Origin of the sequence: Streptomyces sp. NPDC058307 (assembly GCF_042880295.1) — a bacterium.
GTDB lineage: Bacteria > Actinomycetota > Actinomycetes > Streptomycetales > Streptomycetaceae > Streptomyces.
This window is the reverse complement of record NZ_JBHVYZ010000001.1, coordinates 280,335-300,507: the sequence shown is the minus strand read 5'-3', so window position 1 is coordinate 300,507 and position 20,173 is coordinate 280,335. Positions and strand designations below refer to the sequence as shown.

At 70.9% G+C, this 20,173-nt stretch carries 21 protein-coding genes and 2 pseudogenes; 10 read left to right on the top strand and 13 right to left on the bottom strand.

Annotated features, from left to right (window positions below; genetic code table 11):
- The first annotated feature begins 71 nt into the window (after positions 1–71).
- Both ACFVYN_RS01400 and ACFVYN_RS01395 read left to right on the top strand, forming a co-directional pair.
- Positions 72–1,670, top strand: a complete 1,599-nt coding sequence (locus tag ACFVYN_RS01400) for a glycoside hydrolase 43 family protein (protein WP_389990804.1) — start codon at positions 72–74, stop codon at positions 1,668–1,670.
- Positions 1,671–1,726: 56 nt separating this feature from the next.
- Positions 1,727–2,800: pseudogene (locus ACFVYN_RS01395) on the top strand (endo-1,4-beta-xylanase); the annotation flags it as partial.
- Positions 2,801–2,976: 176 nt separating this feature from the next.
- Here ACFVYN_RS01395 and ACFVYN_RS01390 read toward each other — a convergent pair.
- Together ACFVYN_RS01390 and ACFVYN_RS01385 are read right to left on the bottom strand one after the other, a co-directional pair.
- On the bottom strand, positions 2,977–3,834 hold the full coding sequence (locus tag ACFVYN_RS01390) for an oxygenase MpaB family protein (RefSeq protein ID WP_389990802.1): 858 nt from the start codon (positions 3,832–3,834) through the stop codon (positions 2,977–2,979).
- Positions 3,835–3,975: 141 nt separating this feature from the next.
- Complete coding sequence (locus ACFVYN_RS01385; RefSeq protein ID WP_185806283.1) at positions 3,976–4,125, bottom strand: hypothetical protein; 150 nt, start codon at positions 4,123–4,125, stop codon at positions 3,976–3,978.
- On the opposite strand from ACFVYN_RS01385, the gene ACFVYN_RS01380 reads away from it, so the two are divergent.
- Positions 4,115–4,405: a VOC family protein gene (locus ACFVYN_RS01380; protein ID WP_389990800.1), complete on the top strand. Its 291-nt coding sequence runs from the start codon at positions 4,115–4,117 to the stop codon at positions 4,403–4,405. The two genes, ACFVYN_RS01385 and ACFVYN_RS01380, sit on opposite strands and share 11 nt — an antisense overlap.
- A gap of 49 nt (positions 4,406–4,454) precedes the next feature.
- Here ACFVYN_RS01380 and ACFVYN_RS01375 read toward each other — a convergent pair whose 3' ends face one another.
- The gene (locus tag ACFVYN_RS01375; protein WP_389990798.1) at positions 4,455–5,249 is read right to left on the bottom strand and encodes an alpha/beta fold hydrolase; all 795 of its coding nucleotides are present in this window, start codon (positions 5,247–5,249) and stop codon (positions 4,455–4,457) included.
- Between the two features lie 62 nt (positions 5,250–5,311).
- Here ACFVYN_RS01375 and ACFVYN_RS01370 point away from each other — a divergent pair, with 62 nt between their 5' ends.
- Together ACFVYN_RS01370 and ACFVYN_RS01365 are read left to right on the top strand one after the other, a co-directional pair.
- Positions 5,312–5,734 carry a MarR family winged helix-turn-helix transcriptional regulator gene (locus tag ACFVYN_RS01370; protein ID WP_389990796.1) on the top strand — a complete coding sequence of 141 codons (423 nt, stop codon included), beginning with the start codon at positions 5,312–5,314 and terminating at the stop codon, positions 5,732–5,734.
- Positions 5,735–5,957: 223 nt separating this feature from the next.
- Positions 5,958–6,189: pseudogene (locus ACFVYN_RS01365) on the top strand (hypothetical protein); the annotation flags it as partial.
- 49 nt (positions 6,190–6,238) lie between these two features.
- Here ACFVYN_RS01365 and ACFVYN_RS01360 read toward each other — a convergent pair.
- Positions 6,239–7,009 carry a polysaccharide deacetylase family protein gene (locus tag ACFVYN_RS01360; RefSeq protein ID WP_389991007.1) on the bottom strand — a complete coding sequence of 257 codons (771 nt, stop codon included), beginning with the start codon at positions 7,007–7,009 and terminating at the stop codon, positions 6,239–6,241.
- Between the two features lie 277 nt (positions 7,010–7,286).
- Between ACFVYN_RS01360 and ACFVYN_RS01355 the strand changes: the two genes are divergently transcribed.
- The 3 genes from ACFVYN_RS01355 (at position 7,287) to ACFVYN_RS01345 (ending at position 8,874) form a co-directional block, all read left to right on the top strand.
- On the top strand, positions 7,287–7,772 hold the full coding sequence (locus tag ACFVYN_RS01355) for a GIY-YIG nuclease family protein (RefSeq protein ID WP_389990794.1): 486 nt from the start codon (positions 7,287–7,289) through the stop codon (positions 7,770–7,772).
- A gap of 168 nt (positions 7,773–7,940) precedes the next feature.
- Complete coding sequence (locus ACFVYN_RS01350) at positions 7,941–8,093, top strand: hypothetical protein (RefSeq protein ID WP_389990792.1); 153 nt, start codon at positions 7,941–7,943, stop codon at positions 8,091–8,093.
- A gap of 13 nt (positions 8,094–8,106) precedes the next feature.
- Positions 8,107–8,874 (top strand): class I SAM-dependent methyltransferase, encoded by a 768-nt coding sequence (locus ACFVYN_RS01345; RefSeq protein WP_389990790.1) that lies wholly within the window; start codon positions 8,107–8,109, stop codon positions 8,872–8,874.
- Here the strand turns inward: ACFVYN_RS01345 and ACFVYN_RS01340 are convergent.
- From ACFVYN_RS01340 to ACFVYN_RS01330, 3 genes are all read right to left on the bottom strand, one after another.
- On the bottom strand, positions 8,855–9,265 hold the full coding sequence (locus tag ACFVYN_RS01340; protein ID WP_389990788.1) for an ATP-binding protein: 411 nt from the start codon (positions 9,263–9,265) through the stop codon (positions 8,855–8,857). The genes ACFVYN_RS01345 and ACFVYN_RS01340 overlap by 20 nt on opposite strands.
- Before the next feature lie 88 nt (positions 9,266–9,353).
- Positions 9,354–10,055: a GAF and ANTAR domain-containing protein gene (locus tag ACFVYN_RS01335; protein WP_389990786.1), complete on the bottom strand. Its 702-nt coding sequence runs from the start codon at positions 10,053–10,055 to the stop codon at positions 9,354–9,356.
- A 275-nt stretch (positions 10,056–10,330) separates the two neighbouring features.
- Positions 10,331–11,332, bottom strand: a complete 1,002-nt coding sequence (locus ACFVYN_RS01330; RefSeq protein ID WP_389990784.1) for a zinc-binding dehydrogenase — start codon at positions 11,330–11,332, stop codon at positions 10,331–10,333.
- Positions 11,333–11,537: 205 nt separating this feature from the next.
- Between ACFVYN_RS01330 and ACFVYN_RS01325 the strand changes: the two genes are divergently transcribed.
- Complete coding sequence (locus ACFVYN_RS01325) at positions 11,538–13,343, top strand: protein kinase (protein WP_389990782.1); 1,806 nt, start codon at positions 11,538–11,540, stop codon at positions 13,341–13,343.
- A 31-nt stretch (positions 13,344–13,374) separates the two neighbouring features.
- Here ACFVYN_RS01325 and ACFVYN_RS01320 read toward each other — a convergent pair whose 3' ends face one another.
- The 5 genes from ACFVYN_RS01320 to ACFVYN_RS01300 form a co-directional block, all read right to left on the bottom strand.
- The gene (locus ACFVYN_RS01320) at positions 13,375–14,889 is read right to left on the bottom strand and encodes an FG-GAP and VCBS repeat-containing protein (protein WP_389990780.1); all 1,515 of its coding nucleotides are present in this window, start codon (positions 14,887–14,889) and stop codon (positions 13,375–13,377) included.
- A 178-nt stretch (positions 14,890–15,067) separates the two neighbouring features.
- The gene (locus ACFVYN_RS01315) at positions 15,068–16,021 is read right to left on the bottom strand and encodes an expansin EXLX1 family cellulose-binding protein (protein ID WP_389990778.1); all 954 of its coding nucleotides are present in this window, start codon (positions 16,019–16,021) and stop codon (positions 15,068–15,070) included.
- A gap of 53 nt (positions 16,022–16,074) precedes the next feature.
- Positions 16,075–16,200 (bottom strand): hypothetical protein, encoded by a 126-nt coding sequence (locus tag ACFVYN_RS01310; protein WP_389990777.1) that lies wholly within the window; start codon positions 16,198–16,200, stop codon positions 16,075–16,077.
- On the bottom strand, positions 16,197–16,544 hold the full coding sequence (locus ACFVYN_RS01305; RefSeq protein WP_389990775.1) for a maleylpyruvate isomerase N-terminal domain-containing protein: 348 nt from the start codon (positions 16,542–16,544) through the stop codon (positions 16,197–16,199). Before ACFVYN_RS01305 ends, ACFVYN_RS01310 begins: the two co-directional genes overlap by 4 nt.
- Before the next feature lie 11 nt (positions 16,545–16,555).
- Complete coding sequence (locus tag ACFVYN_RS01300) at positions 16,556–17,065, bottom strand: GNAT family N-acetyltransferase (protein ID WP_389991005.1); 510 nt, start codon at positions 17,063–17,065, stop codon at positions 16,556–16,558.
- A 303-nt stretch (positions 17,066–17,368) separates the two neighbouring features.
- Between ACFVYN_RS01300 and ACFVYN_RS01295 the strand changes: the two genes are divergently transcribed.
- Positions 17,369–17,809, top strand: a complete 441-nt coding sequence (locus ACFVYN_RS01295) for a LysE family translocator (RefSeq protein WP_389990773.1) — start codon at positions 17,369–17,371, stop codon at positions 17,807–17,809.
- Positions 17,810–17,831: 22 nt separating this feature from the next.
- Here the strand turns inward: ACFVYN_RS01295 and ACFVYN_RS01290 are convergent, their stop codons facing one another.
- Positions 17,832–20,141: a Tat pathway signal sequence domain protein gene (locus tag ACFVYN_RS01290; protein ID WP_389990771.1), complete on the bottom strand. Its 2,310-nt coding sequence runs from the start codon at positions 20,139–20,141 to the stop codon at positions 17,832–17,834.
- Positions 20,142–20,173 lie beyond the last annotated feature (32 nt).

Below are 20,173 nucleotides of genomic sequence, written 5' to 3'. Positions count from 1 at the left end.
GACAGCCCCTCCCCCACAGCGCTCCCTCGCAGAGAGAACGACACATGGATATGTCATGTCCTCGCCAATTTATGGATCGCCGCCAGGCGCTGACCGCCACCGGCGGCCTGGTCACCGGCGCCTTCCTGTCTCTGGCGGGACCCTCCCCCATCGCCGCTTCCGCGGCCCCCGCGCAGTATTCGAACCCGGTGATCTGGCAGGACTTCGCGGACATCGACGTCATCCGCGTCGGCGGCACCTACTACGCCTCCGCCTCGACCATGCACTACTCGCCGGGCGCCCCCGTCCTGCGTTCGTACGACCTCGTCGACTGGGAGATCGTCGGTCACTCGGTGCCCGTGCTCGACTTCGGTGCCAAGTACGACCTGAACGGTGCCCGCGGCTACGTCAGGGGAATCTGGGCGTCGTCACTGGCCTACCGCCCGAGCAACAGGACGTTCTACTGGCTCGGTCAGATCGACTTCGCCAGGACGTACGTCTACACCGCCACCGCCGCCGAGGGGCCGTGGAGCAGGCTGACGACGATCAACACCCCGTACTACGACGCGGGGTTGCTCGTCGACACCGACGACACCCTGTACGTGGCGTACGGGAACACCACCATCAGCGTGGCCAAGCTCTCGCCCGACGGCCGGGGCCAGGTCCGCACCCAGCAGGTGTTCACCACACCGTCGAGCGTCGGCACCCTTGAGGGCTCCCGCTTCTACAAGATCAACGGGCAGTACTACATCTTCCTGACCCGTCCGGCCAACGGGCAGTACATCCTGAAGTCGTCGGGCGGCCCGTTCGGCCCGTACACGATGCGACAGGTCCTCCTCGACCTGCGCGGGCCGATCCCCGGCGGTGGTGTCCCGCACCAGGGCGGGCTGGTGCAGACACAGGGCGGCGCCTGGTACTACATGGCCTTCGTGGACGCCTATCCCGGCGGCCGGGTGCCGGTCCTCGCACCGGTCACGTGGACCTCGGACGGCTGGCCCGTCGTCCAACTGGTGAACGGCGCCTGGGGTGCGACGTATCCCGGCCCGGCCGTGCCCGCTCCACCCCGCCAGGTCACCCCCATGACCGGCGTGGACACCTTCGACGGCACGGCCCTCAAGCCGAGATGGGAGTGGAACCACAACCCGGACAACACCAAGTGGTCGGCCGGCAACGGCCTGACCCTGCGGACCGCGACTGTCACCGACGACCTGTACGGGGCCCGCAACACCCTCACGCACCGCATCCAGGGACCCACCTCCACCGCCACAGTCGAGCTCGACCACTCGGCCATGCGGGACGGCGACCGGGCGGGACTCGCGCTGCTGCGCGACTCCTCCGCGTGGATCGGCGTCAAGCGCGACGGCGGGGCGGCGCGGGTGGCGATGGTCGACGGACTGTCCATGGACGGCAGTTGGAACACCACCGCGACCGGTACCGAGGTCGCGAGCGCGCCCCTGCCGGGAGGGCGCGTCTGGCTGCGCGCGGCCGCGGACATCCGCCCCGGCGCCGCCCGCCCCGGAACCTTCTCCTACAGCACCGACGGCACCCGCTTCACCCGGCTCGGGCCCGCCTTTTCCATGGGCAACGACTGGCGCTTCTTCATGGGCTACCGATTCGCCCTCTTCCACCACGCCACCCGGGCGCTCGGCGGCGCGGTCCGCGTCCCGCGGTTCGAGCTGTCGACGCCCTGATCCCGTCCCGTCGACCGCACAGCGCAACCCCCCACCCAGACCGTACGAGGAGAACCATGAACCCGCTGAAACGGCTCGGCCGTCGCCGAGCCTCGGTGTTGTCCCTGCTGGCCATGGCCGCCCTGGTCACCCCCGGCGCCGCGAGCGCCGCACCCGACGGCGTCCAAGCCTCCACGCTGGGCGCCCAGGCGGCCCAGTCCGGACGGTACTTCGGCACCGCCGTGGCCGCCGGACGCCTCGGCGACGGCACGTACACCGGGATCCTGGACCGTGAGTTCAACTCGGTCACGCCCGAGAACGAGATGAAGTGGGACACCGTCGAGCGATCCCGCGGCTCGTTCAACTTCGGCCCCGGCGACCAGATCGCGAACCGGGCCCAGTCACACGGGCAGCGCCTGCGCGGACACACCCTGGTCTGGCACCAGCAACTGCCCAGTTGGGTCAGCTCCATCAGGGACGCCAACACCCTGCGCAGCGTGATGAACAACCACATCACCCAGGTGGCGAACCACTACCGGGGCAAGGTCTACGCCTGGGACGTGGTCAACGAGGCCTTCGCCGACGGCGGCAGCGGCCAGATGCGCAGCTCGGTCTTCCGGGACGTGCTGGGCACCGGCTTCATCGAGGAGGCCTTCCGCACCGCGCGCTCGGCCGACCCGTCGGCCAAGCTCTGCTACAACGACTACAACATCGACAACTGGAGCGACGCCAAGACGCAGGGCGTCTACCGCATGGTGCGCGACTTCAAGGCGCGCGGTGTGCCCATCGACTGCGTCGGCTTCCAGTCCCACTTCGGCACCGGCGGCCCGCCCGCGAGCTTCCAGACGACGTTGTCGAGCTTCGCCGCGCTCGGCGTGGACGTCCAGATCACCGAGCTGGACATCGCGCAGGCGCCCACGGCCGCGTACACGAACACGGTGCGGGCCTGCATGAACGTGGCGCGCTGCACCGGCATCACCGTCTGGGGCATCCGCGACAGCGACTCCTGGCGCAGCGGTGAGAACCCGCTGCTGTTCGACCGCAACGGCAACAAGAAGCCCGCCTACCAGTCGACGCTCACGGCGTTGGGCGGCAGTGCCGCGGCACAGCGGGCGGACGCCCCCTCGACCTCGACCCGGTCTGCGGCAGCCGCTCACGATCCCGGCCTGCAAGCTCCAGTACCTGTACCAGGGGAAGGATCCCAACGCCGGCGGTGACTACAACAGCCTGCCCTGGCGGCTGGGTCTGCTGACCCAGACCAACTCGGCCTGCTGACCGTGTGGGCCCCGTACGGCGTGCGGGGCCCACACCGTGCGCCCGCCGCACCTCACTCCACCTGTGAGCGCGCTCGCGGGGTCATGGCCCAGCGGATGGTGTGCGTCAGCAGCAGACCCGCGGGCTGGACCGCGAGACCTTCCACCACTGGGACCCGGGGCAGTCGCAGTACGCTGCGCGCCCACGGCGGGAGCAGTGCCACCGCGTTCGCCGCCAGGACGCCGTAGAACGGCCGCACGGCCAGCGGTACGGGTGGGTGCAGCAGCAGGAACCGGGCGGCGGCCCGGGCTTCCGGGGTGGCCCGCAGTTCCGGCTGGTAGGTGGCCAGCAGGGCGGCCAGGGCCCGGCGGTCCCGGGGTGGGTCGACCACGCCCAGTGCCTCGGCCACCCGCGCGGTGTCGGCCACGTAGTCGTCGTACTCCGCCGGGTCGAGGAGCCGGGCTCCGTAGCGTTCGTGTGCGCGCAGGAAACTGTGGGTCTCGGCCGCGTGCACCCAGCCCAACAGATGCGGGTCCGCGGCGTGGTACGGCAGGCCCTCGGTGGTGGTCCCCCGCACCCGCTGGTGAATGGCGCGCACGCGTTCGACGGCTTCCTCGGCGTCGGAGGCGGTGCCGTAGGTCGTGACGGCCAGGAAGGTACTGGTGCGCTGCAGCCGCCCCCAGGGATCTCCGCGAAACCCGGAGTGCGCGGACACGGCGGCCATGGCGAGCGGGTGCAGGGACTGCAGAATCAGAGCGCTCAGGCCGCCGATGAACATCGACGCGTCGCCGTGGACGGCGCGGATGGGACGTTCCGGACCGAACCAGCGGGGTCCGGGCGTGTCGTGGATGCGGGCGCGGTTGGCGGGGCCGTCCGGACCGGCCACACGCCGGAACACGGCCCTGCCCAGCCGATCACGAAGGTCGGTCATCTCCGCCGCACCTCCTTCCCGCCCCGTCGGCGCACCCGGTGGTCTGTCTTCCCGGGCAGCCGTGCGGGTGGATGCGGTGCGCTCGGTTTCCCACCGACAGGCGTTACCGGCGTCCACCCGCCGTGGCGAGCGCGCTCCGGTTCAGTGGCTCCGTCCGCGGAGCTTTCCGAGCAGTTGCCGAGCCTGGGCCCGGCGACGCGGATCGGCCGAGGCACGGCGTACCTGCTCGGCGGCACGCCGTCCCTGCGGGCTCCTGCTGAACTGCTTGATCTTCTCCAACATGCCAGGCACGGCTGTCCTCCCTGGAAGGTCGACGACAACTGCCGCACGACAAGGTCTTCGTACAGACGCGGTTACCCCGGGCCCGGCGTCCCACCCCTGTGCGGCCCGCGCGCACGTCGGGCTGTCCTTCCGGGACATTGAGGTGAACGACCTGTCCTCGGCCGTCGAGCACGCCCTTGACCTGGGAGCGACCATGGCCGATGTCCAGCCTCAGAGTGATGTACGGGTCCTGTACGACCCGGCGGGCCACCCGTTCTGCCTCTTCGTGCGCAGCGGCCCCGGCGTCTGACGGGTGGGACGGAAGAGGCGCCCGACGAGACTCTGGCCGCGCTGACTGCTCAGCGCTGCCGCAACGGGCTGTTCGTCTGGCGCAGGTACTCGTCGATCAGTGCGAAGGTGGCATCCGGCTGTTCGATCTGCGGAAGGTGGCCGGCCTTGGGGATGACCTCGAGTCGGCCGCGCCCGAACGCGTCGGCGTACGCGGCGCCGTAGGCGGGGGTGACGACGCGGTCGCTCTCGCCCCAGAGCAGGAGAGTGGGCACCTGGACCTGCCCGAGCCGGGACAGCAGGGTGGGGTCGTGCATGTAGGGGTCGCCGGCGAGTACGCGCATGGTGGCCATGTTGGCCCCTCTGCGTGCCAGTTCTCCGGCCGGGATCTCGGCCGGGTCCAGGTAGTAGCGGTCCGGGTCGTGCCAGGAGTGCTCCGCGACGCCGCGGGCGTCGAGGGCGAAGAAGTCGGTGATCGGTTCCGTCTCGACCCGCACGCCCACCGCGTCGATCAGGACGAGGCCGGTGACGCACCCCGTGGTGTCGCGGGCGGCCATCTCGGCGGCCGTCCAGCCCCCGAGGGAGGAGCCGACGACGAGTACGTCGCGCAGTCCGCGTTCGCGCAGGAGGTGCAGGTAGGCGAGGGCGAGGTCGTCGATGCCGGTGAGCCAGGCCGGGCGGTCGGTGCCGTCCCAGCCGGGATGCACGGGCGTGATCGTGTGAGCGGTGCGGGACAGATGCTGGGCGAGGCCGGCGACGGTGGCGGGGCCCCCGCCACCGTGCAGGACGAGGGCCGGCCTTCCCGCTCCGGCCTCGGACAGCGTGAGGGACAGGTCGGCGTATCTGGCTGCTGCGTTGGTGGACATGCTGACCACTGTAACTAAACATCTTTATATAAGCTAGCTTGGTCATGACGTAGACTTGATACATGCACGGTGAGCTGCAAGAACTCGGCAGAGCGGTCAAACAGGCGCAGTATCGACAACACCGGGCCCTCGACAGCGCCCTACAGGCCGTCGGCACGACCCTGGCCCAGTGGGACGCGCTACGCGCGATCAGCCGCTCCCCCGGAGCATCCGCCCGTCAACTGGCCGCGGCGACCTTTCAGACCGAGCAGGCCTTCGGCACACTCGCCGGCCGCCTCACAGCCCAGGACCTCGTCGAACGCCGACCCGGACACGGCCGACGCATCGAACACCACCTCACACCGGCCGGCGAACAGGTCCTGGCGGCCGGCCACAAGGTCGCTGACCAAGTACTCGCCGACTGCTTCTCCGCCTTGCCCGACCCGGACCGCGCCACCCTCCTCGACCTGCTGCAACGCCTCACCGCGGAGCGGGACGAGCACTGACGTGGCGCCCCTTGGAAAGTTGCCCAACCTACCGAGATTCGATCGGTTTACATCGTTGCTCGATGTAAGGATGGGACATGGGAACACTGCTGCGAGCACGACGCGAAGGGCACCTACGAGCGATCAGGAGGACGGGACGCTCCCACTGACCTCGTTGCGTGTGATCACGGCCCGCGTAGGGCGGCTGGTGACGATGGTGCGACGCGGAACCGTGTTCTCCCGGGCCGAGGGAAGAATCGACTGTCTGGTGACCGGTGGGAAGGTCGCGGTCGCCGCCGGTGTCATCACCGGCAGCCACCTGCCGGGAGCGAAGGGCAAGCGGGTCGGCCTCCGTGGGCAGTCCGGTGGAGACCAAGAACCTGCCCAAATGTGTGAGTTCGGCGCCGTTCGAACGCGTGAAGAACGGCACCGGTGGCTTCGGGGTCCTGCCCTGGCAACCGGAGTTCGTCGGATAGAGGCCGGGCCGGCCGGGAGCGTGTGCGCCGGCCGGCCGCGGCACCCGGATCAGCGCACGGGGAAGCCGAACGAATAGCCCTGGCCCTTGAGCCAAGGCAGGATCTGCCGCAGCGCCTCGACCGTTTGGGAGCGGTCGCCGCCCGCGTCGTGGAACAGGACGGTCGGGCCGCCCGGCAGTTCGCGTTCGACGGTGGCGACGATGGCGTCCGTGCCCGGCCGCTCGAAGTCCTTGGAGTCCACGTTCCAGCCCAGCGGACGCATGCCCCGGGAAGCGGCGAGCTTGCGGCTGTAGGGGGTGAAGGCGCCGCCGGGGGCCCGGTAGTACATCGGCCGTACACCGCCCGAGGCCTGGGTGATCATGCGTTCGGCGTCGAGAATCTCCTGCGACTGGTATGCCTCGGACTTCTTGTCCATGGTGGTGTCGTGGGACACCGAGTGGTCGCACAGCCGATGTCCGGCGGCGACCACCTGCTTCACCAGGTCCGGGTATGCCCGCGCCTGCGTTCCCACCATGCAGAACGTGGCCTTGACCCCGTACTCCCGCAACACGTCCAGCACTTGGGGGGTCCACATCGGGTCGGGACCGTCGTCGATGGTGATGTTGACGCCGCGTGCTCCCTTGTCCGAGGCGTGCACGATGGTCACGTCGACGGGCTTCACCGCACTGCCCGACGTGGCCGGCGTGGACGCCTTGGGCGACGTGACACTTACGGCGCCGGCCTGCGCGGTCCACACGGAGGCGCCGGCGGCGAGCAACGTCACCCCGAGCGCCACCCCGAGCACCTTGCCGTTCCAGCCCCGCCCACCGTGCCGCGCCATGTCCGCCCCGCTTTCCCGCAGTTCCTCGTCAATGCCTTGGTCACTCAACGACCACCTGGCAAGACGAGGAACTGCGGCCACAGGATGCGTCCGTTACGGATCAAGGACAATTCCGGGTGAGTTCACGGACAACCGGCCGCGGGACACCTTCGTGTATTTCCGTGCCGACGCCTGGCGTGTCGTCGTCCGAGGGGCAGTGTCACACCCGCGTGGGAGCGTGAGAGGACGGACAACGGCGCGCGGTCGCCGTGCGCCCCGGACTGAGGGAGGCCGCGTCATGACCGACACCGACACCCAGTTCCTGCGCAGCCTGTTCGACGAGGAAGGCGGCCTGCACACCGCGGGCCGCACCGCCCTGTACCGCCTCTACGGCCCCGAAGGCCTGCTGTACGTCGGCATCTCCGCCTGCCCGCTCACCCGTATCCGCACCCATCTGCAACAACAGCTCTGGGGTCCCCGCGTCATCGGCATCCGGATCGACTACCCCCACGACGCACACGCGGCCGAACGCGAAGCGGTCCACACCGAACGCCCCCTGCACAACGTCGTCTTCAACGGGGCCGCCCCTCCCCCACCACCCGACCGGGCCGCGCGGCTCAGGGCAGAACTCGCCGCGCAGCGGAGGCGGTTGGAAGAACTCGAGGCCGCTGTACCCGAGTCCACCACCCACCTGCGTCTCATACTCCGCGCGATCACCGCGGCACAGGCAAAGGTCGCGAGACTCGCCAGAGAGGTCGAGGAGGTCGAACGGGCCGAGCAGTGAGCGCCAAGCCGTTTGTCCGCCTGCGTCAGCGCCGGTCGGCGGTGCTGCGAGTTCCCCTCCGGCTCGCACCATCGACGGCAAGGTGTCGTTGACCGCGGTGCGGAACACGATCTGCGGACGGGCACCGCCGCGCGCGACCGCCTGGCCGCACGGCTCGACGGCTGCGAGATGGCCTCGTACGCCATCGCCGTAGGGCTGCCACCGGGCGTCGATCCCCAGCCGTACGAGAAGGCCGGGACGATGTGGTGGCTGCCAGAATTGGAGCCGGGTGTGCGGCTCGACACCGTGCGGGGCGTGCTCCGCGACGGCCCGGCGACGTGAGGAGGCGATCCCCGTGTTCGACTACGACTCCGAGCTCGCCCGCTATCAGGAGCGGCTGTGGGGAGCCCTCGACATCCGCCCCGGTGATCATGTCCTCGATGTCGGTTGCGGTACCGGCCTGACCACCCGGGACGCGGCCCGGGCGGCGTCGTCGGGTTCCGCGCTCGGTATCGACGTCTCGGGCCCGATGCTGGCGCGGGCCCGGCGACAGGCCCAGGCGGAGGTGCTCCACAATGTCGACTTCGTGCAGGGCGACGCCCAGGAGCACGCGTTCCCGCCCGAGCACTTCACCTGGGCCATCAGTCGGTTCGGCACGATGTTCTTCTCCGACCCGGTCGTCGCGTTCGCCAATATCGGGCGGGGCCTGCGTCCGGGTGCGCGCTTCGTGCAGCTGGTCTGGCAGGCCGCCGACCGTCAGGAGTGGCACACCGCGATCCGGGCGGCGCTCTCCGGCGGGCCCGCGTCATTGATGCCGGCCCCAGCAGACGACGCCTTCGCGCTGGCCGATCCGGACGACGTGGCCGGCGTCCTGACCGCGGCAGGCTTCACGGCGGTGGACGTCGTCGACGTGCGCGAGCCCGTCCGGTACGGCCCGGACGCCGAGCGCGCGCGTGCCGCCGTCCTCCAGCTGCGCATGGCGAAGGACCGGGTCAGCGGTCTCGATGCCGCGTCCGCCGAGCGCGCCCTCGATCGGCTGTCCGTGACTCTGGACGCGCACGGCAGCGACGACGGCGTGTGGTTCGACTCGCGCGCCTGGCTGGTCAGCGCGCGCCGGAGCTGACGGGCCGCCGCGGGGTCCTGGCTGCCGGGCCGGCGTCGCCGCTCCCGACGAGTCGCAGGTGAGCGGTGATCTCCTTGCCGTGGTCACGGGGGGTGACGACGACCCTGTCGCTGACCGAGTGCACCAGGTGGAGGCCGTGCCCGCCGACGCGGCGGCGGTCGGGTGGCTGGACCGCGGGCGCGTCGGGCGAGGTGTCGTACAGGCTGATCGACAGCTCGGTGCCGGACAGCCGGAGCGTCAGCGCACAGGGGCCGGGAGCATGCCGCAGGACGTTGGTGACGAGCTCACTGACGACCAGTTCGGCGTCCATGACCCTGGACGCGGGGACGGCGGGGCGGTCGCCGCACGGAGCGTGGGCGAGGACGGCACGCACATCGCGTCGCGCGTCCACGGCGCGGGGGCTGTCCGTGCCCCAGGCTGCGGCATAGCGCAGCCTGGCCTTCTCGTCTGCGCCCAGTGCGTACGCCAGGTGGTGCGGGTCAGGCCTTCTTCGCGCGGTCGGTACGGACCCGCTGGGCGACGTCGCGCAGCTTGATGTTGTGCTGCTGCGAGATGCGGCGCAGCACGTTGAAGGCGTCGTCCTCGCTCAGCTGGTGGCGTTCCATCAGGATGCCCATGGCCTCGCCGATGGCGTGGCGGGTCTCCATGGCCTCCTCGAGCTGGTCGATGGTGCGGGCGTCGGCCAGGGCGACGGCGGCGTGCGAGGCCAGCAGCCAGCCGGCGGTCTCGATGTCCTTGCCGAACGCGCCGGGGCGCCGGGAGTACAGGTTCAGCGCGCCGAAGTCCGCGTCGTGGGTGTAGAGCAGTACGCCGGTCATGCTGCCGATACCCAGGTCGCGAGCCGCCGTGGCGAACCGCGGCCAGGACGGTTGTGGCTCGGTGATGTCCGGGATCCGGAAGACGCGCTCGCCGTTGACACCGTCGGCCCGGGCGGCGAGATCGAAGCACGGGCCTTCGGCCAGCTCACCCTGCAGCCGGTCCGATGCCTCCACCAGCTCGCCGCATGCCGAGAGCGTGACCGCCCGCCCCTTGCGGACCGCCAGGATTCCGGCCGCGTCGCAGCCGTCCACCAGTCGCACCGCCGACGCCGCGATCTCGTCCAGCGTCCCCTGCACCGACTCCTGCGCCAGCAACTGCCGCGCGAGCTGAGCCATCGCCTCGGCGAACTCTCGCCACTCCACCGCCACCACCCGCCTCGACCACCGGTGCGGCCACCCTACCGCCGCCCCGGAGTGCGCCTTCACGCCGAGTGCCTCGCTGTGACGCCTGCCGCGCGCGGCGTACAGCCCTGAGGCATGTCTTCACATGTGGGTGGCCTCGCCGGACCGCGGCTTCCCCGGCTCGTTGGCTGAACCGGAGAAGCCTGGCCGGTGCGGCCCCCATGGGTACGCCGCCACGCCGGCCTGCTCTTCAAGTCCCCACCCCTGACAGTGCTACTCCTGCGCAGCCGGTGCTGTCAGTGCCGGACGCGTACGACGAGCTTGCCGGTGGCGCGGTCGTGTTCCATGTCGTCGTGGGCCTGCGGCACCTGCTCGAGTCCGTCGTAGACGCGGTCCACGGGGAAGGTCAGCCGGCCGGCCTCGACCGCGTCGAGGATCTCCTGGAAGGCCTCCCGTGGCAGGTCGGCGGCGTCGCCGAAGTAGCCCGCGAGGCGTACGCCCCGGGGCAGGTACTCGTTCGGGGAGAAGTCCCGCACCGTCCACTGGTTGGAGAGGCTGCCGCCGAAGCAGCCCGTGCCGTGCACGCGCACCGCACGCAAGGTGTCGGGCAGGGTCGGGGTGCCGACGAGGTCGAGGGCGGCGTCGACGCCGTGCGGGTACAGCTCCCGTACGGCGGGCGCGATCTCGCCGGTGTCGAGCAGGGGGTGGTCGACGCCGTGCTCCGCCAGCAGAGCGAGGCGGTCGGCCCGCCGGGTGGTGGACAGCACGGTCGCGCCGCGCCAGGTGGCCAGCGCGGCCGCTGCCAGGCCGACCGAGGAGGTGCCGCCCCGGATCAGCACGGACTGGCCGGGCGTGAGGTCCAGGCCGACGGTGAGCGAGCCGTAGGCGGTCTGCACCATCTCGGGCAGGGCGCCCAGCACCTCCCAGGGCAGGTCGGTGTCCACGGGGAGGACCTGGGAGAGCGGCACCGAGGTGTACTCGGCGTAGCCACCGTCGTAGGTGCGGCCCATGTCCCCCATCATCGCGACGACCTTCTGCCCGGGAAGAAGTCCGCTGCCGGCCGGGGCCGCGTCGACGGTGCCGGCGGCCTCGATGCCCGGTACCCGGGGAAAGGTGACACCGACGCCCAGACCCAGCCGCAGTTTCAGCTCCGAGCGGTTGAGGCCGAACGCCTCGACGCGGATGCGTACCCAGCCGTCCCTCTCGGGCGGGAGCGGGAGCCTCGTGAGCCGCAGGTTGTCCACCGGACCCGGAGCGGAGAGCCGGACGGCGCGCATGGTGTTCGGCGAGGACGTCATGGGCCTGCTTCCTTCCGGGGACCGGACAGTGCCGGTGGTCGGCGCTGCCCAAACATGCGGATGCGGCGGGTTCATTCCCGACTCGCCCCGGATCGGTCCGCGTGACGGAGGTTGTCGATTTCCTGAACACCTGAGCGAGCTGAGTTACGCTCTTCTCTCACTGGGGGTGAACTGGCGTGCATCGAACGTGACTTCGGGGGATTTCTTGTCGGTACAGCGGCCGGTGTCGGCGGACGACGCGACTGCCGCGCTGCGGCAGACCGGTGCATTACCACTGCGGCTCGGCGACCCGGGGCGCGTGGGCCCCTACGCGCCGGTGGCGCTGCTGGGCAGTGGCGGCATGGGACGGGTCTATCTGGCACGTCCCGCGGACGACAGTCCGGGTCTGGTCGCGGTGAAGGTGATCAGGCCGGAGTACGCGGAGGATCCCAGGTTCCGGCGCCGGTTCGAGCGCGAGGCAGCCGTGCACGCCCGTCTGCGGACACCGCACGCCCCGCGACTGTGCGGCACGGGCTTCGAGGACGAGCTGCTGTGGATGGCCACGGAGTACCTCCCGGGCTTCGACCTGGCGGAAGCCGTGAAGGAGTACGGCGCCCTGGAGGCGGCCGCGGTGTGGCGGCTGGTCGCGGAGCTGGGGCAGGCACTCGGGAGCCTCGCCGTCGAGGAGATCGTGCACCGGGACCTGAAGCCGTCCAACGTGCTGCTGTCCGTCCGTGGCGCGCACGTGATCGACTTCGGTATTTCGAAGGCCGCTGACGCGAGTGCCATCACCGGTACGGGCAACCGGGTCGGCACTCCGGCCTACATGTCGCCCGAGCATCTGAGAGAGGGCCGGTCCGACACCGCGTCGGACGTGTTCTCGCTGGCCGGAACACTGGTCTACGCGACGACAGGACGTGCGCCGTTCGGTGACGGCACAGGGGTCGACGTGATGCACCGGGTGGCGTACGAGGACCCGAACCCCGAGGTCGTCGGTGAGATCTCGGCGGCGGACGAGGAGCTCGGCGCCCTGCTGACCGCCTGTCTGGACAAGGAGCCCGCGCGGCGGCCCACCCCGCAGGAGCTGATCGACGCCGCCCGGGCACGTCCCGTGGTCTCCACCTGGCCGGAGCCGCTGGGCGCCGAGGTGCTCGCCCGGCAGCAGGCGTACGAGGCGCTGCACCGTCTGCCGGTCGCGGGCATGAGCCGTCTGCGGTCTCCGGACGACCTCCCCCTGCTTCTCTCCGCGCGTCCCTCCCGGCCTGCTCCCGTGCCGGCTGCTCCCGTGCCGGCTGCTCCCGTGCCGGCTGCTCCCGACGCGCAGTCCCCCGCGAAGGGCGAGAACAACCCGCCCCCGCCCCCGCCGGCACCGTCGACAGCCCCTGCCCGGAGCCCCCGGCGGAAGGCGTTACTCCTCGCCGTCGCGGGCATCACGGTCTGTGTGGTGATGGCGACGGCGTTGCTGCTCATCCGCCAGGATCCCCCTGCCGTCGCCTCTCCCAAAGCCGGTCCCACCAGGGCGGACGGCACCCGCACCGGCTCAGGTGAGACCTCCGGCGGTTCGGAATCCCCGAGTGCCGGCGGACCGAGCCGCACGGACGTCGACGGCGCCGCTGCGGAGGACCGCGACACGAAGACGGGGACCACCTCGGCAGAGCCCAAGGCCTCGGGCTCCGCCGGAGACCGGGACGATGTGGACGCCCCGCCTCCCGGTGACGATCCGTCCACCACGCCCTCCCCCACCCCGCCCGCCGACAGCCCGTCGGCCGGGACCGACACCGCTCCCTGGCTCTCGGAGTGCACGTACTACGCCGGCAACGGACGCACCCGCCTCGGCGACAGCGGCAAACGCGTACAGCAGGTGCAGTGCATCCTGACGAAGCGCGGCTACGGCGTCGGAGGCGCCGGTGTGGACGGCGAGTTCGGGTCCGGCACCGAGAGCGCGGTCCGGGCCTTCCAGAACGAGCGGGGCCTGGACGCCGACGGTGTCGTGGCGCACGACACCTGGGTCGCGCTGCGCGGCACCGAGTGACGGCCCCGGACCCGGACCGGACGCGTCACGCTCACTCGTCGATGACCGCGCCGAAGTGGGCGCCGTGGGCGCTCCCGCCGAGGGCGGCGGCGCCGTAGGAGCGGGAGCCGTCGGCGAGCAGGCCCTTACCGCTCGCGGGCAGCAGCCACACCGCGCCGTCACCGGCGTTCTCGTCGGGCGCCGCGGCCACCAGCTCGGCCCGGCCGTCGCCGTCGGTGTCGATCAGCCGCACCTGGCCGCCCCAACCGTCGAAGGCCTCGGCGGCACCGGGAATGCCCGCGGTGTTCTGGTCGAAGGACTGCGCACCGGTGGCGGTCAGGCCCTCCCGCGCGCCGCGCAGCAGCCATACCGCGCCCGCGCCCGCTTCGCCGTCCGCGTCCTCGCCGGGCGCGCCGACGGCCACGTCGGCGAAGCCGTCACCGTCGACGTCGGAGACGGACAGTTCGTTGCCCCAGGAGTCGTCCGTCTCCCCGGCTCCGGGCACGCCCGGGGAGTTCTGCGACCACCACTGCGGGGCGGTGCCGGGGCCGACCTCGCCGGCGGGTCCTTCCGCGCCGCCGTAGTAGACGCCGACCAGGCCGCCGGGGGCCTCCGCGTCACCGGCCGACTCGTCCACGCCGCTGAGCTGGCCGACGACGAGGTCGTCGTAGCCGTCGCCGTTGATGTCGCCGGAGGCCGTGCCCAGGCCGCCGTGCAGGTCGCTCCGGTAGCTCAGGCCCTCGTCCCCGCCCGCGTAGAGCGCCGACCAGCCCTTGATGTAGTCGTCGTCGGGGCTGTAGCCGGAGACGACGAGGTCGGCGAAGCCGTCGCTGTCGTAGTCGCCGGTGGTCAGGTAGGCGGCCTGGAGGGTGTGACCGGTGGAGTGCGGGGTGCCGACCTGGCGCAGGACGCCGGCGTGGTAGGTGAAGACGTGCAGGCCCACCTTCTGGTCCAGGACGACGAGCTGGTCGCCGACGATGTCCCCGGTGAACCGGGCGGCGGCCACGGAGTGGCCGAACCGGGCGCCCTCGGCGGGCTTGGCGGCGGTGACGGTCGCGGTCCGGCCGGTGTCGAGGCCCTTCGCGGATCCGTAGACGACGGTCACCCGGCCCGCGTCCTCGACGGTGCCCTCGTCCTCGCCGGGCGTGCCGATGACCGCGTCGTCGTAGCCGTCGCCGTCCAGGTCGCCGCTCGCGACGGCCTGTCCGAAGTGGTCACCGGTCTCGGAGGTGCCGGGCACGCCCTTGGTCGACTGGCTGAGGAGCTGGACCTCGCCCTTGGGCACGGTGTTGTTGGTGCCGATGCCGTTGGGGGCGCCGTACTGGACGGTGATGTATCCGGCGCCCTCCTTGCCGTCGACGGTGCCTTCCGGGACGCCGATGAGGAGGTCGCCGTAGCCGTCACCGTTGAAGTCGTTGTTGCGGTCGGCGGCGGAGGTGCCGCCGGGGACGCCCGCGAACGCGGTCGGCGCGGCCAGGATGCCCGCTCCCGCCAGCAGCAGGAAGGAGGCCGCTGCGACGGCGGCCGAACCTGCGGTACGCCGGGTGGTGCGCGTGGTGATGCTCATGTCTGTTCCCCCCGTGGGATATTGACGCTCCGTCAGCCGGTTGGTCCGGCCGACTGGTCTTGTCTCAACGCAGGGTTCGACACGACGACCCGGGAAGAAGTTGTGGGGGCCGAGCGTGCTGTGACACGCCAGTGACAACCGTTGCCGCACCACGACACCGGCGGGACGAGGGGCGGGGTCAGTGCCGGGCGAACTGGACCCCGGTCGACTGCACGACGTCCGGCTTCACGCTGATCCCGTCGATCTCCAGCCGCTCTCCGTAGATGTCGGTGATCCTGATCGCACCACCGCACCCGCTGCCCTGCTCGGAGAGGAAGTAGTTGTAGCCGGTGCGGGGCAACTCGGTCCACCCGGCAGCGGTTTGCACTTCCAGCCGGGCCAGCGGGTTGCGGTGGCCGATCGCCTGGATGCCGCACCAGTAGCGGGTCGATCCCGTCTTGTACCGGATCGAGATCGTGTCGGAGGTGCTGGGGCTCAGCAGGCTCCAGGTGATCGGTATCCGGCCCGTCACGGGGGCGGCGAGCTTCGCGAACGCCTGCGGGCTGAGGTCGAGTTGGCCGGGGGCGCAGGGCAGGGGGCACTCGTTGGTGATGCGGACCGTGACGGAGGCGCCGCTCGCGGCGCGGACGAGGATGTACGCCCCGCACGCCCGGGACGTCTCGTAGTCGGTGGTGTTCATCGCCGCGGTCATGACGTCGGCGGTGGGGCCGTACAGGCAGGCGCCGTCGCCGTTGCCGGTGTCGTAGAAGGTGGCCACGCCGTCGTAGGTGACTCCCGGCTTGATCCGTCCGGTCAGCGCGGCCGACGTGGACGTCTTCCGCGCCGGCCGCGTGGACGGCGTCTTCGAGGGCCGGGGTGAGGCGCTGCTGCTCGCGGTGGCCTTCGGGCTGCCGGTGCGGGCCGACGCCGAGGGGGACGCGGTGGCGGGCTCCGACTTCTCGGTCGTCGGGGTCGGTGTGCCAGGGGTGCCGGCGACGCGCGTGGCCGCGGCAGGACCGGCGTCGGTCTCGTGGTCGGGGCTGAAGGCGAGGATCAGCGCTGCCACGAGCGCCACGGCGGCGACGGCGGCCGCCGACACGAGGGCCGTGCGCCCCCTGCCCGACGAAGGGGAACGATGCGAACGAGATGCCACTGGTGCGTCCTTGGTGATCCGTGCGAGCCTCCGGCGGAGGGCCTTGCGACGTGTCAGTCGCCGCCGGGTCCGGAAAGGTTGCCGCCGGATCCGGAAAGGTTGCCGCCGATTTCGAGGGCCGCCGCGTCCCCGGTCGGGTCCAGGCCCATCATCAGTTCGGCGAAGGCACCAAGGGTCATGACCTGCGGCCAGGTGCGCTGGATGCCCTTGGGGATGCCTCTAGCCCGGCCGTGTGCGCGGCGAGCTGCGCGCGGTGCTCGGCTGCGCTGCGGCCAGCCGTCGTGTCGATGATCGCGTTGCGCTCGTCGACCCCGCCGTCGTAGCCCGCTACAAGTTCACCGCGCAGGGCATGTTCCGCGAGACGGGCGAACATTCCCGCGTTGTCGGTGAGATGCGCGAGGACGTGGCCGCGTGACCAACCCGGAAGGGCGGACGTCTCGGCGACCTGCTGGTCGCTCAGTCCGGCCACGAGCCTTTCCAGTGTCCGGTGGGCTTCGACCACTACTGCGACAGGAGGTTGCATGACCCTCCGTCCTACCGGGCCGGGGTCTGGTTGAGGACTGCCGGGGCCTGGGCAGCGAGTTCCTTGAGTGGTTCGCCGCCCAGCCGACATACCGTCCACTCGTTCAGCAGCTCCACGCCGAGCGACTTGTAGAAGTCGATCGTCGGTTCGTTCCAGGCCAGGACCCACCACTCGAAGCGCTCGTAGCCGTTCTGTTGACAGATCGCGGCCAATGAGGCGAGCAGAGCCTTGCCATGTCCTCCACCTCGGGCGTGCGACCGCACGTAGAGGTCCTCCAGGTGCATGCCGCGCGTGCCGGTCCAGGTCGAGAAGCGGGGGAACCACAGGGCATAGCCCACGGCCTGCCCGGTCTCATCGTCCTCAGCGATCAGTGCGGCAGCAGCGGGGTGTTCTCCGAACAGCGCGTCGCGGAGCTGCTCCTGGGTTGCTCGGGCCTGCTCGGCAGCCCGTTCGTACTCAGCGAGTTCGCGGATCATCGCGCGGATCTCCGCGATGTCGTTCACAGTGGCGGCCCGGATCATGCTGGAGATCATCGGCCACCGTATCGAGCCGTGTCCATCCGATTCCGCGCCTTCTCCGCGGCGTGAACCCTGGTCTTCGCCTTGACGGACGATCTGCGGAACACGTCCGCAGCTGGGCCCGACAAGAGCCTTGTGGCGCATCAACGCGCTTGGCGATGCTGCCCCGATGATGACTTCCCTCTTTGCGTTCGTCGGTGCGGCCTTCCTGGTCGCCATGGTCCCAGGGCCGAGCACGGTCGTGATCCTGCGCCGAGCGGTGGTGAACGGCCGGAGGACCGGCATGGCCACGGTCCTGGGTAACGAGTGCGGGGTGCTGCGGTGGGGCCTGGCCGCGGCCTTCGGTCTCTCTCCGCCCTACTGCTGGCTTCGCAGGTCGCCTACGACGTCATCCGGATTGTCGGCGCCGCGGTATTGGTGTGGATCGGAGCGCGTGCCTTGTGGCAGGCGAGGCGAGCTGGACAGCCGGATCAGGGACCAGCGGAAACAGCCGCGGTGTCGCTTCGGCGGGCGTACGGGCAGGGCCTCGTTGCCAACTTCGCCAATCCGAAGGCCAGCGTGTTCGAGGGTGACCTGTGCGCGGGGCGCGTGTGGGCCCGCCGACAGGGACCATGCCCGGTCGTGCAGGTCGCGCGGGCCGTGCTGTTGGGCTTGTGCGGGTGCGGTGGTGAGGAGTGCGGCCGCCAGCGAGACGCAGAGTGCGGCGACGGCGGTTCTTATGGGAACCGCCATCGAAATCCTCCGTGATGTGTGTCCGTTAAGTGGCCTTCTACGGCAGTCCCCAGGCCGGCCCCGGCTCGCTGACGGCGACGGGCGCGATGCTCAGGTCGGGACGGGAGCCGGTGTGGACGAGCACCTCGCGACCGCGCGGCAGGTCGATGGCGAGGGTGCCGTTGCCGAGGTCCTGGGTGCGGGCCGGGGTGCCGTCGTCCAGCACGGCGGTGAGGCGACCGGTGAGGCCGTGCCGGAGCTTGAGGGGCTCGCCCGCCAAACTCTTGACCCGGATGAACCGGGTGGTCCGCGCCTTGCGGACGGCGCTGACCAGGAAGGCGCCCTGGGTGCGGAAGTTGTGCAGGGTGAGGTCGGCCCAGGCGGTCGGGACGGCCGGGAAGACACGGACCACCCCTCCCCAGCTCTGGCAGAACATGTCGTGCAGGGACTGCGAGGCGGACAGCGGGGTCTCGATGACCGGTCCGGCCTCGGTGTAGTGGGTGTTGGCCCTGCAGGGGAAGCGGGTGGTGGGGTCGAAGAACTTGCGGAGGTAGGTGATCGCGGTGTCGCCGTCGCCGGTCATGGCGTACAGGGAGGCGGCGCCGGTGTAGCTGTAGCCGCGGTGGGCGCCGGTCAACGCGTGCCAGCGGACGACCGACTTGGTGATCAGCTCGCGGTTCTCGGGCTGGTCCCAGTTGACGAGGTAGAGCGGGTAGACCATCAGCAGGTGGGAGTAGTGGCGGTGGGACTGGGCGTAGGGGGTGTCGGCGCCGATCATGAAGCCGTTGGCGTCGACCGGGTACGGCGTGAGCTTGGCGAGCACCTCCTGCCAGCGCGGTGTCAACTCGTCGTCGATGCCGAGGAGTTCGGCGGATTCGATGAGCGTCTGGCAACCCCAGCGGATCAGGGCGAGGTCGTAGTTGGTGTCCTGCGGCGGTATGACGGGGTACTCGGGCGAGAGGGTGCTGGGCAGGTGGAGCCTGCCGTCGCTGCCGGGGGTGAGGAAGTGCAGGTAGTAGTTGATGGCGCGGCGCAGTACGGGGTAGATCGTGTCGCGCAGCAGGGATTCGTCCATGGAGTGGCGGTAGGAGAGCCACACGTTGTGCAGGGCCCAGGTGAGGTCGCCGGTCTCGGCTCCGGTGCCCGGCCGGCCGACGCCGCGGTTGGCGAACATGTCGGAGCTGCGGCCGATGCCTGAGCTGTCGGCGCGGTAGGCGGCGGGCACGTTGGCGATGAGCTGTTCCTGGTTCTGGCGCAGGGTGGTGGCCAGGGAGTCGAGCTCGGGGTGGTTGAAGCCGTGGATGAGCCAGTACTCCAGCTGGACGTTGAGGTTCCACCAGACCGCGGGCCAGGGTGTGGGCTCCAGCCAGGGCCCGGAGGTCGCCATGACGGGACCGCCGGCGCGGCTGGCGGAGGCGACCTTGTAGAGCTGGATCCAGTGGAAGCTCTGCAGGCGCTGGTCGGGGAACGACACGAAGCTCTTGCGGTAGAACGCGTGCCACCAGCGGGTGTGCCGTTGCCTGAGCGTGCTGTAGGACTTCGCGCGGCGGAGGTTGCGCAGCGAGTCGGCCTCGGCGGCGGTGTCGGACGGGTGGCTGTGGCCGACGCTGAGGAGCAGGTCGTCGCCGGTGCGGCGGTGGGCGGTGGCGGTCTGGCCGCCGCCGGTGAGGGGCTGGAGGACCTGTTCGGTGCCGTCGGAGGTGGTGCGGGTGGTCCAGGGCGGGTTGGCGGTGTAGTCGGCGGGCGGCGCCTCGCTGATCTTGCGCGGGCTGATGGCCTCCTCGGGGTAGAAGGTCCAGGTGGCCCGTTCACCGCCGGTGGCCTTCACCCGTACGGCCAGGACCTCGTCGTGGATGAGGGCGGCGAGGGTGAGGGTGCCGGCCGTGGTGGTGACGGTGCCGGTGAGTTCGGCGTTCCACAGGCTCAGCCGCCAGTCGACGGCGGTGATGGTGCCGACCGGTTCGAGGGTGAGGTGGCCGACGGGGAGGCGGCAGGTGCCCCAGCCGCTGCCGAACTCGGGGCGGTGGTCCTGCACTCGGCCGTGCTGGACGGTGAAACGAATCTGATTGGCGCCGGGTTCCTGGTAGATCATGCTGCCGAGTTGGCCGTCACCGAGGAACGGGCCCTCGTACCAGAGGGTGGGCAACCTGGTCCACAGCAGGTCCTGGTCGCGCAGGAAGCGGGCCCAGGCGCTGTCGGTGGTCATCGTGTCGCGGAGCTTCCAGGGACTTTTGGCGCCCGCCCGCGAAGACATCGGTGCTTCTGCGTGAGCCGTACCGGGTAACGCGACCGCTGCGGCACCGCCCAGCGCGGTGCCGAGTACGGCTCTGCGGGGCGGCTGGGCGTGCCTCTCCGGCTGTGAGGTCATCGTCGTCCTCCAGGGCTGACGGGTTCCTTGAT